Genomic DNA, 17,130 nt, shown 5'->3' with positions numbered 1-17,130 from the left:
TAGGTTAGAGGTTAAGGCTCCGCCGCATCAGGATATCTGTCTGCGGATCGTTTCCAATGATGAAGGTATGCTTACTGAATTTGATAAATGCATGACGTTCATAAAATTGGATGGCCCTGGTATTCTTTTCCCAGACCCCAAGCCAAATCCAGTCATGTTTTTTTTGAAGCGCCTTTTCAATGGCAAAGTTTACCATGAATTCGCCGATTTTCATTCCCTGAAATTTACTGTCCACATAAATGCGTTCAATTTCAAGCGCATTGTCAAGTTCATGTTCGGTTTGGGCATTACCATGATTGAGCTTCATATATCCGGCCCGCTCATCGCCGGCATTTGCGAAATAGAATTCCACCTCAGGATTGTGAAACTCATGGGAAATCTTTTCAATAGTAAACGCTTCAGCGATAAAGGCATTGAAATCATCCGGGTTGTTCAAATGCCTGAAGGCCTCATCGAATGTCCGGTAACTGATTTCCGCCAATTCCCCTATTTCGCTGGCAAGTACAGGTTTCAAATGGATGTTAGACATACCCCGACAATCAACAGAATCTGCACTTGTTTACTGATCGTTGGTAACATCGGTATTTTCAGGTAGCACAGGCTCTGCGGGCTTATTCTTCACATAGGTTTCAAGCCACTGATCCTGTTCCCACAAAAGGTGCAAAATACTTTCCTTTGCCTGATATCCATGACTTTCCTTTGGGAGCATCACAAGCCTTGCAGTGGCCCCAAGGCCCTTGAGGGCATTGAAATAGCGCTCACTTTGCAGGGGATAAGTTCCGGAGTTGTTATCTGCTTCTCCGTGTACCAGCAGCAGCGGGGTTTTCATCTTGTCGGCATGCATGAATGGCGACATGGTATAATAAACTTCAGGCGCCTCCCAGTACGATCGTTCTTCACTTTGGAAACCAAAGGGGGTGAGGGTTCTGTTGTATGCTCCGCTTCTTGCAATTCCTGCAGCAAACAGGTTTGAATGTGAAAGCAGGTTTGCCACCATGAAAGCGCCGTAGCTGTGACCACCCACGGCTACACGGTTTCGATCGATATATCCCATATCATCCACCGCATCAATGGCGGCTTTTGCATTCGAGACCAGCTGTTCACGGAAAGAGTCGTTTGGTTCTTCATCTCCCTCTCCAATGATGGGGAAAGCCGCATCATCCAGGACTGCATAACCCCGGGTTACCCAGTATACGGGGGATCCCCAATACGGATAGGTGAACTCATTGGGATTTTGCGTATTCTGGGCAGCACTTGCTTTGTCCTTGTATTCCCGTGGGTACGCCCACAGAATCATCGGAAGCTTTTCTCCACTGGTTCTGTCATAACCCACCGGCAGGTATAATGTACCGGACAATTCCAGTCCGTCGGCCCGTTTGTATGTGATGACCTCCTTATGCACATCCTGGAGGCTTTTGAACGGATTCGCGAAATTAGTCAGTTGTTCGGTCTTGTTACTTTTCAGGTCCCTGAAATAGTAATTGGGATATTCGGTAGGCGACTCAATTCGCACGAGAAGCCTGTTTTTTCCCGGTGAATAATCACTCAGGTTTTCAAGTTTATCGGTAAAGGTGGAAGTATATAGCCGGGTGGTCTCCCTGCTTTTGAGATTCAGCTTATCAACGAAAGGAAACTGCCCTTCTTCAGAGTATCCGTCACCGATCAGGAAAACGTCGTTACCGTCTATTGCCATCACATAGCTTCCCCATTCGTTCTGTTCTGTAACAAACCTTCCTGGATCGCTGTACCGGTCCTGATAGTTTCGGTCATAAAGAATTTCCGGATCCTTTGACGGATTGGAAGGATCGAAAATGTAGGTCTTCGTATTCCGGGTATTCCACCAATTATCATATACAAGGGCAATATTTTCATTGCCCCACATGATTCCGTTGAAGCGGTTGATGGTCTTAACCAAAGGAGTGGGCTTTCCATTAAAAGGCGCTTCGAGCGTGAATACCTGGTCACGGAATGGAACTTCATTTTCCGGATCTCCCCCGTCCAGTGCTTCAGCGAAGACAAGTGTCGCCGGACGGTCGGCCCTCCAGTTCATATTTCGGCGACCGGTACGGGTTGCCATAAATCCTTGCGGGAGATCCTCAATGAGAGGTACCTCAAGAACAGTGGAAACCATCTTTGCATCATTTGCATATATCGCTGTCGTGGCTGGAAAACGGTAGTATGGCACCAGATAGGAAAAAGGCCGCTTTACTGTTTCAACCATCACATAATTTCCATCCGGAGAAAAGCTGATACTGCTGTACATGTTACTTCCCAGCCATTTTTCAGTCGTACCATCCATCTTCACTTTCCATAATTCCGAAAGTGCGAGTTGTTCAAAATTAAATTCGTCATTCTTGTTTTTCAGGAGATCCTGATAAGTTCTGTTTTGTGCCTTCTTTCCATCATTCACCGAAATGGTTGGTCCCGAAGGGGTGGAAGTTTCGGTATTGATCAGGGGCTTACGGTCTGAAGCAATGAATTTTACCAATAATGATGAGCCATCTTCAAACCAATTGATCACATCACCCATGTTAGCATTGACGGGTTTTGATGTGAGACGTCGCGCTGATGCGCTTTTCAGATCCAAAACCCACAATTCAACATGCTCATCGGTGGTGTGGGTCATAGCGATCATAGTCTGATCCGGAGACCAGCTGAAGTTGGTGAGCCTCGGATTTTCAGGAAGACCCTTCACGGGAATGGCCTCACCGTCCTTAATTTTTTGAACGCTCACATTATTCACATAACGAACGCGGCTTCCAATATTGGTTTTGGGATCGATGCGTAAGCCCGCTAACCGCAACTCTTCCCGTGAAAGATCTGCAATGGTTGTATACGCATCCCGATACAGGAAAACCATATATTCTTTTTTTTCATCCAGCAGGACCGAAGGAGCCAGGGGTACATCAACAAGATCCAGTATTTCTTTCGGTGGTTTTTGATAGGTGAGGGCCTCCTGGCCATAAATTCCGGAGGAGATAATTAAAACAAGCAAAGTAAGTACGATTCTCATGAGCTAGCGTGTGGTTTGGTGTTCAAAATACAGATCGTTTGCAGAAATAAAGATACGCAATAATGCAGGTAAGTTACTCACTGATCCGGTTGTACTTCTTCAGGACCTTTATCAAAAGGTCGTGCGGTAATCCATAAGCTTTATTTCCATTAATGCCTTCCATGGTTTCTGCAGCGACCATGGCGTTGATGATTGCTTCTTCGACTGCTTGTACAGTTGCCTCAAATAGCGGCGTGATTCGATCATTGGAAAGTGTTTCTACGGATTCTGTGCCGGGTTCCCTGCTGAATGCATTGCTGTTCGCAGTAGAAAATGCAAGAAAAATATCACCGGATCCATTACTTCCACGACCGCCAACAACACCTATTCCCAGCGGTATACGCTGCGCAATCCGTTTTAGCTGGTGCGGAAGTAAAGGGGCATCTGTTGCTACAATAACGATAATTGATCCGTCACCCTCCTGACGGCGTGATTGGGGCGGAGCATTAAAAACATAATTCAGGGTATCAAGGAGTTCCATGCCAACAGGTACACCGGCAATGGTGAGGTTTCGTTTCGACCCGAAATTTGACTGGACCAGTGCCCCGAGCGTATAGGTTTCGGATCCCATTGTTATGATTCGTGAGGATGTTCCGATTCCTCCCTTGAACCCAAGGCACATCATGCCAGTGCCGCCTCCTACGTTGCCTTCAGCTACGGGTCCGTTTTTGGCGTTGGTAATCGCCTCACTTACATGTTCTTCTTTTACATGAAACCCATAAATATCATTTAAAAAACCGTCATAGGTCTCCGCTACCACGGGGTAGGTATACCACCAGTCCTCACCTTTATACCAATCGGTTTCAACAAACCATTTTAAAACTGCATCCCGAACAACGCCTACGCTGTTGGTATTGGTGATCATAATTGGGGTCTCGAGAAATCCGGATTCTGTTACCCACGTGGTTCCTGTCATTTCGCCATTTCCGTTCAGGCTATACCAGTTGGCATAGACCGGGTTAAACTTTCCTTCCTTTCCACGTGGGAAAATGGCGGTTACACCGGTTCGTACAGGACCTTCGCCCACCTTGTTTTCACCTGTCCCGCGTATGATGGTGCTGTGCCCCACTTCGACGCCGGCTACATCGGTGATGGCATTCAAAGGTCCGGTTTCACCTGTGAAAGGAATACCCAGGTCTCTGGCCCGTGGTTTTTGTGAAAAAAGAAAAGATGGAAGTATGAACAGGAGTAGACCTACGGTCAGGAGGCTCTTTGGCATTGCGGTAAATTTGTTAAAATGAAATTAAATGTGGTTGATGGAAATTAATCAAAATTTCCGACAGGTTTAGGATATTCCTCAACACCAGAGATCTTTTTCCGTGCATGGTGCGAATGCGCACAGATTGGTCTACCTTTGCACCCTTTTTCAAAAATTATCCAACTCAATACAGGGGATGAATTTCACAGGGATGTGGAGAAACAGCTGACCATGAAAAAATACTTTAATCTTTTTGATCTTACACAGAAGGTAGACTACAAGACTGAAATCCTTTCAGGTCTCACCGTGGCGATGGCATTGATACCGGAAGCAGTTGCGTTTGCCATGATCGCCGGCCTGTCGCCGCTCACAGGATTGTACGCAGCCTTTATGATGGGACTTGTGACATCGATCCTTGGAGGCCGGCCGGGTATGATCTCGGGGGCAACGGGTGCGGTAGCAATTGTACTTGTGGCTCTGGCAGCATCACACGGACCGGAATATATTTTTGCAACCGTGATCCTTGCCGGAATCATGCAGATGGGAGCAGGGTTTTTGAGACTTGGAAAATTCATGAGACTGGTTCCTCAGCCGGTAATTTTCGGATTTGTGAATGGCCTGGCCATAATCATCTTTATGTCACAGCTCGATCAGTTTAAAGATACATCCGGAAACTGGTTAACGGGTGATGCATTGTTCATCCTGCTGGCCCTCGTATTGGTCACGATGCTTATTATCTGGGGGTTGCCGAAACTGACGAAGGCCGTACCAGCTTCACTTGCAGCCATTCTTACCGTTTTTGCGCTGGTGGTTTTTCTTGGCATCGATACACGCACAGTAGGGGACATCGCGTCAATTTCCGGAGGCTTTCCTCCTTTTCATATCCCGGATCTGCCTTTTAGCTGGGAAACACTGGTAATCATATTTCCATATGCAGGCATTATGGCGGGAGTGGGTCTGATTGAAAGTCTTCTTACCCTCAATATAATTGACGAAATCACTGAAACACGCGGACGCGGAAACAAGGAAGCTGTTGCGCAGGGGTTGGCAAATATATTTTCCGGATTTTTCTCGGGAATGGGAGGATGTGCGATGATCGGGCAAAGTCTGATCAATATTTCCGCTGGTGCGCGCGCAAGGCTTTCAGGAATTGTAGCGGCAGTTATGCTGCTTGTGTTTATTATGTTTGGCGCCGATTTGATAGAGAAAATGCCCATGGCAGCTCTCACTGGTCTGATGATCATGGTGGCAATCGGTACGTTTGAATGGGCGAGTTTACGCACCTTCAACAGAATGCCTAAGTCAGACATATTTGTAATGGTTACAGTGACTCTTGTAACGGCACTGCTGCATAATCTTGCACTGGCAGTTCTTACCGGCGTGATCATTGCAGCCCTGGTTTTTGCCTGGGATAATGCGAAGAGGATTCGGGCGAGAAAACATGTGGATGCAGACGGAGTGAAGCACTATGAGATTTACGGACCTCTCTTCTTTGGTTCAATTGCAGTGTTTAATGATAAATTTGATGTATTGAATGACCCTGATGAGGTTATTATTGACTTTGCCGAAAGTCGCGTGGTTGATATGTCGGCCATTGAAGCCCTGAGTAAGTTGACCGAACGCTACCTGAAAGTAGGGAAAAAGGTGCATTTGAAACATCTTAGTCCGGATTGCCGGAAACTCCTGAACAATGCGGAAGATATAATCGACGTGAATGTAATGGAAGATCCCACCTATAAACTTGTAATCGATAAGGTGGAGTAGGGCAGGACTGGTCCCCGTTATAGTATTCGGATTTTAAAATTCTGATTTACCAGGATAAGAATGGAGCTGAACAGAATTCCCCAGAAGACCGTAATTAAGATTAGTTTTTGCATGATTCCCGCCTTTTTCACGGCATAGTCCATAATGAAAAACTGGATGATCACAGCTATGGCTGGCAATGTGTACAAACCGATGCCTATATACCGGCTCACGCGGCCCAGGTCGTTCGGGTTAAAAAGGTTAAATATGCCCGACAGCAATGTCATGTAAAAGCACAGGAAAACAAAGGGGAAAAACCAGTAGTTGCGGGTCTTGATCATTAAATATGTAAATAATATCATTTCCAGCAAGGTGAGAATAGGTCCTGACAGAGATACTAACTGATAATCGCCTGGTGTTCTGTATTTGCTGTCGACCGGAAATGCCGAATTGAGTGACATACCCATTTCATACTGAAGCAATTCACCTGTCAGCCAGTGAATAAATTCATGTGAGAGGAAAATGAAAATCACAGCCAAAAAAGTGATGACTGCGTATTGGATGTGTTCTTTCTGATTCAACTTTTTATTCTGGTTCTATAAATTATTAAAAATCCACCAATAATCGTCTACAATTCTCTAAAATGGCTGGCATTATTCCTCTTACTGCAGTTGAGCGGCAAACCGAAGAATGGTTATGAGATCCTCCAGCCGGGTTGATCTCAATCCATTTTCAAATGCATACCTCATTACATCACTGTAATCACTTTCCAGAATGATCTCCAGGTAGTGGTCTATTGTGTTGCGTTCATACGGTACCACCTTGCCTCCTGGTAATATGATATAATATGAAATTCCCTGCGTTATCTGCGCTACAAACACTTCACTTGAATCAGGATAGGCATCTGTTACCCGTGGATACCGGTCGGCGGCAACCAGGGCGCATCTGTGGAAATCACCCAGAACTTCGAAAAATGTCATTTTCTCATAGGAGGGCCAATCACGCTTAAATTTCCATGAAATGAATAGTTTTTCCTGTTCATGTACGGTCCCCCTATCTGTTTGAAGGAGGAATGAAGCCACTTCACTTGCTGAATATTTGGAGACTTTGTCTTCTTTCAGAACATATAGCCGCTGTTCTGTGCGGCTAAAGAAGAGCATTGCGGGTTTTGGGGTGGCGTCATTCAGTTTTACGACTCCGGATACGAATACGGCATTTGGTGGAATTTCAGCCGAATAATTTCCTGTCTGGCAGTAGGAGGCTATAGGTATATAAAGGAAAAGGACGCAGATTATTTTACGGTACATGACACTACCTTAATGACCCGTAAAGCTACAGGTAACAGGTAAGCTGTGAATCACCCAAACGGGGGGAATTATTAACGAAACTCGTAAAATCTTGTAACCGGACGAAAACCAATACGCTCGTAAATGGAAATCGCCTCGTCTTCCGCCTGGAGGACTGCATATTTATAATTGGCCGATTTCAATTCATTCAGTACGTATTGCAACAAACGGGTGGCGATTCCCTTACCACGGTGCTTCTTTTCAACACTCAGGTTGTATATGCCAACCGTTTCACTTGAAGATGGAAATACCTCAATCACCCCTACAGGTTCGTTGTTATCATAGTACAGATAAAAGTCGGTTTCGAAACCGTTAAGAATGACTTCCGAAGCCTTGTTGTAGTATTTCTTGATTTCGTTGTCAACAGGTTTTACTGATTTTGCCAGGTTTCGACCAACATATTCGATTTGTTCGGTCGTAGTCGCCTTTTCGATCTTATCCTTGATTTTTACAGTGCTGTAAGAATCCAGTTCGAGCAGCATACCCGGCTCTTCACTTACCTCCTTAAGGCCGGTAGCTTTTATGATGGCTCTCACCTTCTTGATCATTTCCTGCTCATTCACCCAGATCGTATAAGGATGACCATTATATTTCCCCAGGGTTTCCTTCATTTCTGGTAATGTCAGCCGGTTGCCATTTGAAATGTAAACTATATTGAATGTGTCGGAGGCAAGACCGCTCAGCGTCTGAGTCAGACTGTTACCATGAATCACCTCTACACCATTCATTCTTGATGGTACCGCATAGGCATGTAAGTGAAAGTTGTGGGCGATTTCCGTGCCGAGAACCATAGACTTGTATTTTTGGGTGAAACATGTGGCGAAATGCCGATTAAAGCGCAAATATACGCAATTTTATTCGCTTCTGTAAGTAAAATCACAAAGCAGGATCACTGTTTAATCGTATGACTTCGGATAATGTAACCTCATGTAAGTTGTAATAAGTATGCTCCTGGACTATGCATTCAGGTGTTGCAGGTGTATCTTGCATTTACCATGTCTGTAAACAAAATTCTTATTCTGGCGGTCGCTTTTTTGGTCTTTTCGTGTAATGGGATCAGGGAAAATTCTCAGGATCCCTGGTTATTGGGCTTTGTGAAAGCCGACAGCCTGAATCCAATACTTGAGCCATCTCAAATTGCTGTTTTTGAATGTCCCATCTCCAATGCAATTGTACACTGGGAAGAACGTAACGTACTCAACCCGGCGGCTGTGGTAAAGGATGGTATTGTCCACCTTTTTTACAGGGCACAGGATTCGGCAATGACATCCAGAATTGCGATTGCGACCAGTACAGATGGTCTTCATTTTAGCCGACCTGCTGAGCCGGTATTTTTTCCTGAAATGGATGAGTATTCATCGCTGGAATGGCCGGGAGGTGTGGAAGATCCCAGAATTGTTAAAGGTGGTGACGGAAGATACCTGCTCACCTATACGGCTTATGATGGTAAAACGGCACGCTTGTGCCTCGCCTCATCCCGTGATCTCATTACATGGGAGCGTCATGGTCCGGTGCTGGCAGATTCCGTTTATCGTGATACCTGGTCAAAATCAGGCGCGGTAGTTTCCAGGCTGGAAGGAGATGAGGTGATTGCGACAAAAATTAATAATTATTACTGGATGTATTTCGGGGATACCGACCTTTTTATGGCGCGGTCTCCGGATGGGATACACTGGTCCCCGCTGATTAATGAAGAAAATGGTGAATTGTTCTCAGTATTGAATCCACGCCCGGGATATTTTGACAGCCGCCTTGTGGAACCCGGTCCGTATGCATTGATTAGGGATGAGGGGGTTTTGCTAATTTATAACGCCAGTAATGCCGCAAATAATAATGACCCGGACTTGCCAAAATTTACCTACGCTGCCGGTCAGGCCCTGTTCAGCATTGATGAGCCATGGAAGCTCATCAACCGGACCGATGATTATTTTATTTATCCCGATAAGCCCTATGAGATGGAAGGGGAAGTAAACCAGGTTTGCTTTGTGGAGGGCCTGGTTCATTTCAACGGCAAATGGTTTCTTTATTACGGTACGGCCGATTCCAGAATTGCAGTTGCGGTAAGTGAGGAGTTATAATTTGTGATCGTGTTGAATCACTTTGCGCAGACCTTCCTTGTAGGGTGTGGGTTGCATGTCAAACGCTTCTTCAAATTTCGCGCTGCTGAATACATAGTCCCGATCATATTGATACATCATTTCGGCCAGTTCCCTCATGAGTGGATTGAAGAGTCCGATCAATGAAATCAACCAGCCCGGAGCAGCCTGAACTCTTGGCTTTACCCCAAATTCAGCGGCCGTCATCTCGACCCATTCCTTTCCGGTAGGAGGCTCTGATGCGGTAGGAAGGTGCCATACCTGTCCGTATGCCGATGGCGCATTGCCCAGCAGGGCAGTGGCTGCTCCGGCATCCGGAGTATAGGTAAAAGAATGTTTAAAGTTCAATCCACCCATCCAATTGGCTTTTTTACCTTGTGCCAGGGGTTTGATCACAGTTTCGTTAAGCATGCTGGTTTTGTCGATTCCCGGACCGTAGAAATCTGCCGACCGGGCTATGAGTGCCTCAATCCTTCCGTCTTTGTGGGCCTGAAGAACCATTTCTGCAATTTTTTTCCGAACCATCCCCTTTTTACTCGAAGGATTTACCGGGGTTTCTTCTGTCATGAAATAAAGTGAATTTGGATCATACATGTAGATGTTATCAAAGAACACAAGTTTGCTCCCGTGTTTTTCACAGGCATTGATCACATTCCGCATGATGAGTGGCCATTTTTCCCTCCATATGCTGATGTCATACTGCAGACCGGCCACCAGGTAAACCACTTCGCTTCCTTCAACAGCAAGGGATGTCTGTTCTGCATTGGTGAGATCCGCTGCAACTATTTCATCCGATTCATTGACAGCTTTTGGATTGCGGGAGACGAGCCTTATCTTTTTTGTAAAACGTGTTAGCGCTTTAGCCAGGCTAGTGCTGATTGCCCCTCCGGATCCTAATATCGTTTGCATAGTAAAATTATTTGGATGATTTCTTGTCTCGCCGCATGGCTTCCAGGTTATCCCACATCTCGCTGGTTATGGCATCCAGCGAATTGAACTCGCCCGCACCTTTGAGCCATTCACCTCCATCGATGGTAATTACCTCTCCGTTGATATAGGCGGAATAATCAGACATCAGATATGCGGCAAGATTTGCAAGCTCCTGATGTTCGCCAAACCGGCCTAACGGTATTCGTTTTAGCGGATCGATCTCTTCGGCGACATTTCCGGGGAAAAGACGTTCCCAGGCACCTTTGGTAGGGAACGGACCAGGTGCGATAGCATTTGATCTGATGCCGTATTTGCCCCATTCCGATGCCAGCGACCTGGTAAGTGCAAGTACGCCTGCTTTAGCACAGGCAGAAGGCACCACGTATCCTGATCCTGTCCATGCATAAGTAGTTACAATATTCAGGAATACACCTTTTTGTTTGTTTTCGATCCAGTGTTTGCCGGCCGACAGTGTCATGTTATATGTTCCGCGTAATACGATATCGATCACAATATCAAATGCTCTGTGGGAAAGCCGTTCGGTCGGACTGATGAAATTCCCTGCCGCATTGTTTAGGACTCCGTGAATATTCCCAAAAGTGTCCCGGCTCGTCTTCATCATATCGGTGATCTGATCATAGGCGCGTACGTCACATGCAACGGGTAATACATTTCCACCGGTTTCAGCTTTCATTTCTTCAGCAGCTGCCTCCAGCACCTCCATTTTCCGACTTGTGATCACTACATTCGCGCCAAGTTCGAGGAAGTATGTGGCCATACTCCGGCCCAATCCTGTCCCTCCACCTGTAACAATGATATTTTTGCCTTTCAGGCTATCTTCCTGAAGCATTCCTTTCATGTTCGTCATAGTTAAAGTTATTCATTATAAAGTATTACCTCCGTTGTCCGGAAGTTTTTTTATTCCGCCTGAACCGAAGGATCTGAATGATTACAGCAGCAAGAATCAGAGCAGCTCCTGCCAGGATCCAGTAGTCGTCGGGCAGTTTTTCCATTCGGGAATAGGAGCGTAGGACCAGTAAAGTTGTATATGCAAACCCACCCATAAAAATTAGCTTTACCAGCCGTACCCAGCGGCATGCCAGGAGGTAGAAGTGAATTGCATTGTCCGCCGTAATTTCCCTGGGATAATTATACAGGTGCGGCCGTCGGTTGACCCACGAAACAAGTGAATACAGGAGAATACTCAGTAACGGGAAGGTCCACAGCAGGTTTCGGCTGTAATAACCTACGGGAGCCCCGGAAATACCGATATACCGGGAGACCATCTGCGGAACGCTTGGATAAATGTAGATGGTAAATGAGATGCAGATCAGCAATGCGGTGAGAGCCAATGTTTCCAATAACCAGTCGAACTGGGTGAGACGAAGGGTAATTTTGGGTTTACTATCCATGCATCAGATTGCTTCCGCGAACGCGGCAATTTACTTTATTTTCGGATAAAGCGGAGTGTATGAACTTCGCCGTCCTGAAAGATGCGGGTATGATATAATCCGGAAGGCAGGTTGCTTACATCCAATTGCTGAACCTGGTTAATGCCGCTGGTTTCCATCAGCCCCACTTCCTTTCCGGAAGCATTTCGTACCGTGATTTGTATGGGCTTACCTACTTTCGCGTCTGGTATACGGATCGAAAGGGTTGTATTAACCACGGGATTTGGATACAGATAATACTGGTTTTTTGCAGATTCAACATCCACACGTATGATTTCCGTCAGATCAAAATGGCCGTCGAAATCTACGCTTTTTACCTGGTAGTAGAAGATGCCTCCTTCCGCTTCATAGTCGGTGAAGCCATATTCATTGATCAAGGAGGGGTTTGAGGTTCGGGGGACTTCGCCAAGTTTTTGAAATTCACCACCCTCTCTTTTGCGATAAACCTCAAAGTGGCTATTGTTTTCTTCATCGGTAGTAAGCCATTTTAAGTTGACACCATTCAGGGTAGATTTGCCGTTAAAACCGATGAATTTTACAGGCAGCGGATTCAATGAAATTTCCATGATGAATTGTCGGGTGGGTCCGGGAGTTCCCTCACTGAATTCGTTGTTCCCTGTTCTGCCGAATACATTAAGTGTGAAACGACCTTCTTCTGGTATGAAAACAGGATTTCCGCCATTAATACCTCCCATATAGAATGGGGTGTTCCATGAAGTCAGATTGTGATTATCGCTTAATCCAACGGTAGCCCTTGTAGTTTCACTATTACCAAATACACGCAATCTGAATTCACCCAAATTGTTGAGCACAAGATTTTGATAGTCACCCAAGTTAGTGACAAATTGAAAATTATTCGTGTTTCCGACTTGTTCATATAGTTCAACCCGATCTATCAGGGGAGTTGTTGGAGAGACACTATTGACAACAGAAAGAGTTACAGATTTACTCTTCGATTGGCCATCATTATCAATTGCGGTTAAAGTAAGTGTATAATCATTAGCGGCCAGATCTGTAATTTCTACCCTTCGGCCAAATTGTGTTATCGTAGCTGACGGGGTAATATTCCAGGACAGATTAGTAACAGGTCCGCCATCGGGGTCAAACACATAGGCATCCACAGTAACTTTTGAAATAGGGGCGACAAAAGTTCTGTCAGGACCTATGTTGATAATGGGTGAGCCTTCTATAATAGGCACAGCTCGTTGTCCGTTGTCGTCTATTGTTCCATTAATCTGAAGTAGCCACTCAAAAATGTCAAATCCACTCGTACCTCCAGCAATTTCATTCCAGCCCTGGTGTCGTATACTTTCCAGTACGACTAATTCATAGGGCACATTAGGGGTACACTCAGATTCAATTGTGTTGAATGATTTAATCGGACCATACCTGCCGGCCGGACTGTCGCCTGCGATCGGAAAATTCCCGTCAAAAGTACCATGAAATGCCCATACAGGAATATTTACCATGTTGCAATATTCGTAAATCGGGTTTGATCCTCCCATTAATGGGACAATAGCTGCAACATCTTCCGGATATTTCATAGCATAATCCCAGGACCCCTTTGCGCCCATACTTACCCCGACAAAAAATACACGGTTTTCATCGATGTTGTAGGCCGGATTTCCCTTGAGGTAATCCAGGAATAACTTATTATTATCAACATCCCAGTCTTCAGTGCTTTGTTCGGCTGGCAGGGCAATAATAAAATCTCCTTCGTATTGATCAAATACAGTCCTTCTGTTGTTTCGTAATTCATATCCCAGTCCAACACCCAACGGATTTGGCGGGTAAGTAACGTTGTTAATTACTCTTTCAGCCTGGCTTTGTCCATGAAGATGGACAATTAACGGGTAACCCCCGGGCTTATTAATGTCATAACCACTGGGTAGATAAATAAAATATCTTCCCTGGTAGGTGCCGCAATTCGTACAGGATTTTTCAACGAAATTAATTTGTGCGACAGATACATTGGAAAGCGCACAAACTGCTGCTAACAAAAATATATTGATGGCGAGTTTCAACATCACATTTTTTAGACACTAATAAAGATACAAAACTTGCTACAATATAATTTATGAACTGACTAATACTTTAAATCTCAAGGGTATAGGCAGATAAAAAGTTTTTATTCCAAATTAAAAAAGGCCCCGTTCGGGGCCCTTTTATCAGTCTATTTTTATCGCATCAACCTGTTGGGCCTTGACAAGCCTGTTTAACTCCGGGATATCGGTAGTTTTGATCTTTTCAAACTTGCTCAGCTCCTCGTCGATCATCGCCGTTACCTCCTTTTTAAATGCAATGGCCTGGTCGGTCGGACGGGAATCTCCCAAACCTTCGAGCGAATTCAGATGGCCGAGCTTATTGTTCAACCGGATCGGATAATTAAGTGGATCCTGACCACTCCGGTTCTTCGTCTGATAAAGACGCTCTTCGATCCCTTTCATTTCTTTCAGGATTTCGTCTGCCTTTTTGCGTATCTCCTCGAACTCATCTCCCTCCATACGGCTCTTCACATCAGTTATCTGGCTGCGCACCTTGCGGATATCCGCGATGGCATTATTGGTTTCCGAAAGTTTGGTAACAACTTCATTCAGAAACGTGAACTGCAGTTGCAAATCTTCCTGCGTGGCACCAGACCTTGGATCCTTTACAATTTTGAATGACTGATCCAGTGATGTTCCGTTACGGGTCATACGAACGGTATATTCACCCGGCAATGCTTTCGGGCCACTCAGGGATGACCACCAGAGGATCATGCCATCGAAGTCATCCGCACCGGGATAGCGCATGTTCCAGCTCATGCTGTTCAGTCCGGGCACTGTGGAAAGCTTATTCTCCTTTGCCTTCTTATCCGGATGAGTGCTGTAGGCGGCAATCATTTTTCCGCCCTTTTCAAGGAACTCGATCCGAATGGTGTCTGTGCTTACCGTATCCTTTAAATAGTAATTAACGAGTACACCACCGGGATGATTCGTTCCCCGGGTTCGGGATGCACGGCCACCTCCGCCATCCATTCGGTAGGCGTCCATTGGTTTGAAGAGGAATGCTTCGGAAGAGGCTGTCTGATCATTCAACTGGTGGAGAATGCTGAGATCATCAATCATCCAGAAACTCCGGCCCTGTGTCGCAGCAATGAGGTTATTGTTTTTAATCGTCAGATCGGTAACGGGAACAACAGGAAGGTTGAGTTGAAACGGTTCCCAGGATGCGCCATCGTCAAACGAGATATACATGCCATACTCTGTTCCGGCATACAGGAGCCCCTGACGTGCAGGATCTGCACGGACAACCCGGGTAAAGTGCTCATTTCCGATGCCGTTGGTAATGCGTGTCCATGTTTGTCCATAATCAGTAGTCTTATACAAATAGGGAGTATAGTCGCCCAGTTTATAACGTGTTCCGGCAACATATGCCCCTCCCTTTAATGTCGGGTGGGGATCAATGCTGTTAATCATCATCCATTGAGGCATTCCTGCAGGTGTTACATCTTTCCATTCCTGGCCGCCATTGGTGGTTATATGAATTTTACCGTCATCAGACCCGGTCCAGATCACCCCCTCTTCCAACGTTGATTCCGCTGCTGCGAATATGGTGGCATAATATTCCACGCTTGTATTATCCTTTGTAATAGGTCCTCCTGAAGGGCCCAGTTTGGATGTGTCTCCGACAGTAAGGTCAGGACTGATCGTTTCCCAACTCTGACCTTCATCATATGTTACATGCAGATAATTCGAGGCTGCGTATAACTTATCAGGATTGTGAGGTGAGAAGAAGATTGGGAAATTCCACTGAAACCTGTATTTCAGGTCTTTTGCGCCATGACCCATCGGGTTGTCCGGCCAGACATTGATGGCACGAACTTCTCCGGTGGAATGATTTACGCGGGTCAGAAATCCGCCGTAACTGCCGCCGTAAACAATATCATTATTTTCCGGGTCTACTGCGATATGAGCGCTTTCTCCTCCTGCGGTTGATTCCCAGTCCTGTTCTCCGATCCCGAAGCCATCGGTTCGATGAGCTATGCGTACAGTTGAGTTATCCTGCTGAGCACCGTAAATGCGGTATGGAAAATGATTGTCGGTCGTCACACGATAAAACTGAGCAGTGGGCTGAGTATTGTAATCCGTCCAGTTTTCACCGCCGTCAAAGGAAATCTGCGCTCCGCCGTCGTCCCCGATGATCATCCTCAACGGGTCATTCGGGTCAATCCAAAGATCATGATGATCCCCGTGCGGGGCATTGAATGATTGGAACGTCCGTCCACCGTCTTTTGAGCGATGATAGTTAACGTTCAATACATAAACCATATCTTCATCTTCGGTGTCCGCATAGATCCGGGTGTAATACCACGCACGCTGACGCAGGCTTCTGTCGGAATTCGTTTTTCTCCATGTTTTTCCGGCATCATCAGACCGGAAAACGCCACCTTCAAGATTTTCGATGATAGCCCAAACCCTATTTGAATTAACAGGTGAAACGGTAATTCCTGAAATACCCCAGATTCCGTCCGGAAGACCGCTGTTACCCTTCAATTCCGTCCAGGTTTCTCCTTCATCGGTACTTTTCCAGATGGATGAGCCCTCGCCGCCACTCTCCAGACTGTACGGTGTTCTGCGGATTCGCCAGCTGGTTGCATACAGAATTCGCGGATTATTCGGGTCCATGACCAGGTCTACGATTCCGGCGTCGGGATTTACATAAAGTTTTTTCTCCCAGGACTTTCCGCCATCTGTTGTTTTGTATATGCCACGATCTGTAGAGGATTTATACAAATCACCCAGCACAGCTACAAAAGCTATATCCGGGTTTTTAGGGTGAATTCGAATTCTGGGAATGTGCCGCGCATTTTCAAATCCGAGAGAGTTCCAGGTCTTACCAGCATCCACCGACTTCCATAACCCCGTACCGGATGAGACGTTACCACGGACTGTTTTCTCTCCGCCACCAACATAGATAACGTTCGGGTCCCATTCGCTTACTGCTACAGCACCAATTGACCCTCCAAAATAGCCGTCGGAAATGTTTTCCCAGGAATTTCCAGCATCCGTGGTTTTCCAGACCCCACCGCCGGTAGATCCGAAATAATATAAATTTGGTTTACCGGCGACTCCGGTTACAGCCGCGCTCCGTCCGCCTCTGAAAGGTCCTACAAGCCTCCATTTCATGCCATGGTAAAGACTTGTATCATACCGCAATGTGGGATTTTTATCTTGTTTCTTTCGTTGCGCATCCGCCGTGCTGATTTCGGTGCAACATAATGCAATGCTCAACAGAAGTAATATTATTCTCATTTGGGTCTCTGTTTTAGTTG

13 protein-coding genes are annotated in these 17,130 nt (G+C 45.9%); 2 read left to right on the top strand and 11 right to left on the bottom strand.

Annotated features, from left to right (window positions below; all coding sequences use genetic code 11):
• Positions 1-4: 4 nt before the first annotated feature.
• The 3 genes from LDX50_RS02635 to LDX50_RS02625 form a co-directional block, all read right to left on the bottom strand.
• Positions 5-529: a GNAT family N-acetyltransferase gene (locus LDX50_RS02635; RefSeq protein ID WP_225696853.1), complete on the bottom strand. Its 525-nt coding sequence runs from the start codon at positions 527-529 to the stop codon at positions 5-7.
• A 30-nt stretch (positions 530-559) separates the two neighbouring features.
• The gene (locus LDX50_RS02630; protein ID WP_225696852.1) at positions 560-3,013 is read right to left on the bottom strand and encodes a S9 family peptidase; all 2,454 of its coding nucleotides are present in this window, start codon (positions 3,011-3,013) and stop codon (positions 560-562) included.
• A 73-nt stretch (positions 3,014-3,086) separates the two neighbouring features.
• Positions 3,087-4,271 (bottom strand): DmpA family aminopeptidase, encoded by a 1,185-nt coding sequence (locus LDX50_RS02625; protein WP_225696851.1) that lies wholly within the window; start codon positions 4,269-4,271, stop codon positions 3,087-3,089.
• A gap of 210 nt (positions 4,272-4,481) precedes the next feature.
• Between LDX50_RS02625 and LDX50_RS02620 the strand changes: the two genes are divergently transcribed.
• On the top strand, positions 4,482-6,014 hold the full coding sequence (locus LDX50_RS02620) for a SulP family inorganic anion transporter (protein ID WP_225696850.1): 1,533 nt from the start codon (positions 4,482-4,484) through the stop codon (positions 6,012-6,014).
• 17 nt (positions 6,015-6,031) lie between these two features.
• Here LDX50_RS02620 and LDX50_RS02615 read toward each other — a convergent pair whose 3' ends face one another.
• The 3 genes from LDX50_RS02615 to LDX50_RS02605 form a co-directional block, all read right to left on the bottom strand.
• The gene (locus tag LDX50_RS02615) at positions 6,032-6,574 is read right to left on the bottom strand and encodes a hypothetical protein (protein ID WP_225696849.1); all 543 of its coding nucleotides are present in this window, start codon (positions 6,572-6,574) and stop codon (positions 6,032-6,034) included.
• A gap of 81 nt (positions 6,575-6,655) precedes the next feature.
• Positions 6,656-7,300 carry a hypothetical protein gene (locus LDX50_RS02610; RefSeq protein ID WP_225696848.1) on the bottom strand — a complete coding sequence of 215 codons (645 nt, stop codon included), beginning with the start codon at positions 7,298-7,300 and terminating at the stop codon, positions 6,656-6,658.
• Positions 7,301-7,371: 71 nt separating this feature from the next.
• Positions 7,372-8,130 carry a GNAT family N-acetyltransferase gene (locus tag LDX50_RS02605; protein WP_225696847.1) on the bottom strand — a complete coding sequence of 253 codons (759 nt, stop codon included), beginning with the start codon at positions 8,128-8,130 and terminating at the stop codon, positions 7,372-7,374.
• A 204-nt stretch (positions 8,131-8,334) separates the two neighbouring features.
• Between LDX50_RS02605 and LDX50_RS02600 the strand changes: the two genes are divergently transcribed.
• Complete coding sequence (locus tag LDX50_RS02600) at positions 8,335-9,417, top strand: glycoside hydrolase family 130 protein (RefSeq protein WP_225696846.1); 1,083 nt, start codon at positions 8,335-8,337, stop codon at positions 9,415-9,417.
• On the opposite strand, the gene LDX50_RS02595 is transcribed toward LDX50_RS02600, so the two are convergent.
• From LDX50_RS02595 to LDX50_RS02575, 5 genes are all read right to left on the bottom strand, one after another.
• Positions 9,412-10,344, bottom strand: coding sequence for an NAD-dependent epimerase/dehydratase family protein (locus LDX50_RS02595; RefSeq protein ID WP_225696845.1), 933 nt, complete (start codon positions 10,342-10,344; stop codon positions 9,412-9,414). The two genes, LDX50_RS02600 and LDX50_RS02595, sit on opposite strands and share 6 nt — an antisense overlap.
• A gap of 7 nt (positions 10,345-10,351) precedes the next feature.
• Complete coding sequence (locus LDX50_RS02590) at positions 10,352-11,233, bottom strand: SDR family oxidoreductase (protein WP_225696844.1); 882 nt, start codon at positions 11,231-11,233, stop codon at positions 10,352-10,354.
• Between the two features lie 25 nt (positions 11,234-11,258).
• Positions 11,259-11,777, bottom strand: coding sequence for a hypothetical protein (locus LDX50_RS02585; RefSeq protein ID WP_225696843.1), 519 nt, complete (start codon positions 11,775-11,777; stop codon positions 11,259-11,261).
• A 35-nt stretch (positions 11,778-11,812) separates the two neighbouring features.
• Positions 11,813-13,843 (bottom strand): T9SS type A sorting domain-containing protein, encoded by a 2,031-nt coding sequence (locus tag LDX50_RS02580; protein WP_225696842.1) that lies wholly within the window; start codon positions 13,841-13,843, stop codon positions 11,813-11,815.
• A 141-nt stretch (positions 13,844-13,984) separates the two neighbouring features.
• Positions 13,985-17,110 carry a WD40/YVTN/BNR-like repeat-containing protein gene (locus LDX50_RS02575; protein ID WP_225696841.1) on the bottom strand — a complete coding sequence of 1,042 codons (3,126 nt, stop codon included), beginning with the start codon at positions 17,108-17,110 and terminating at the stop codon, positions 13,985-13,987.
• Positions 17,111-17,130 lie beyond the last annotated feature (20 nt).

It is taken from the genome of Fulvivirga sedimenti, assembly GCF_020328055.1.
Note: the sequence above shows the minus strand (reverse complement) of the source record. Positions and strands in the feature narration are given on the sequence as shown.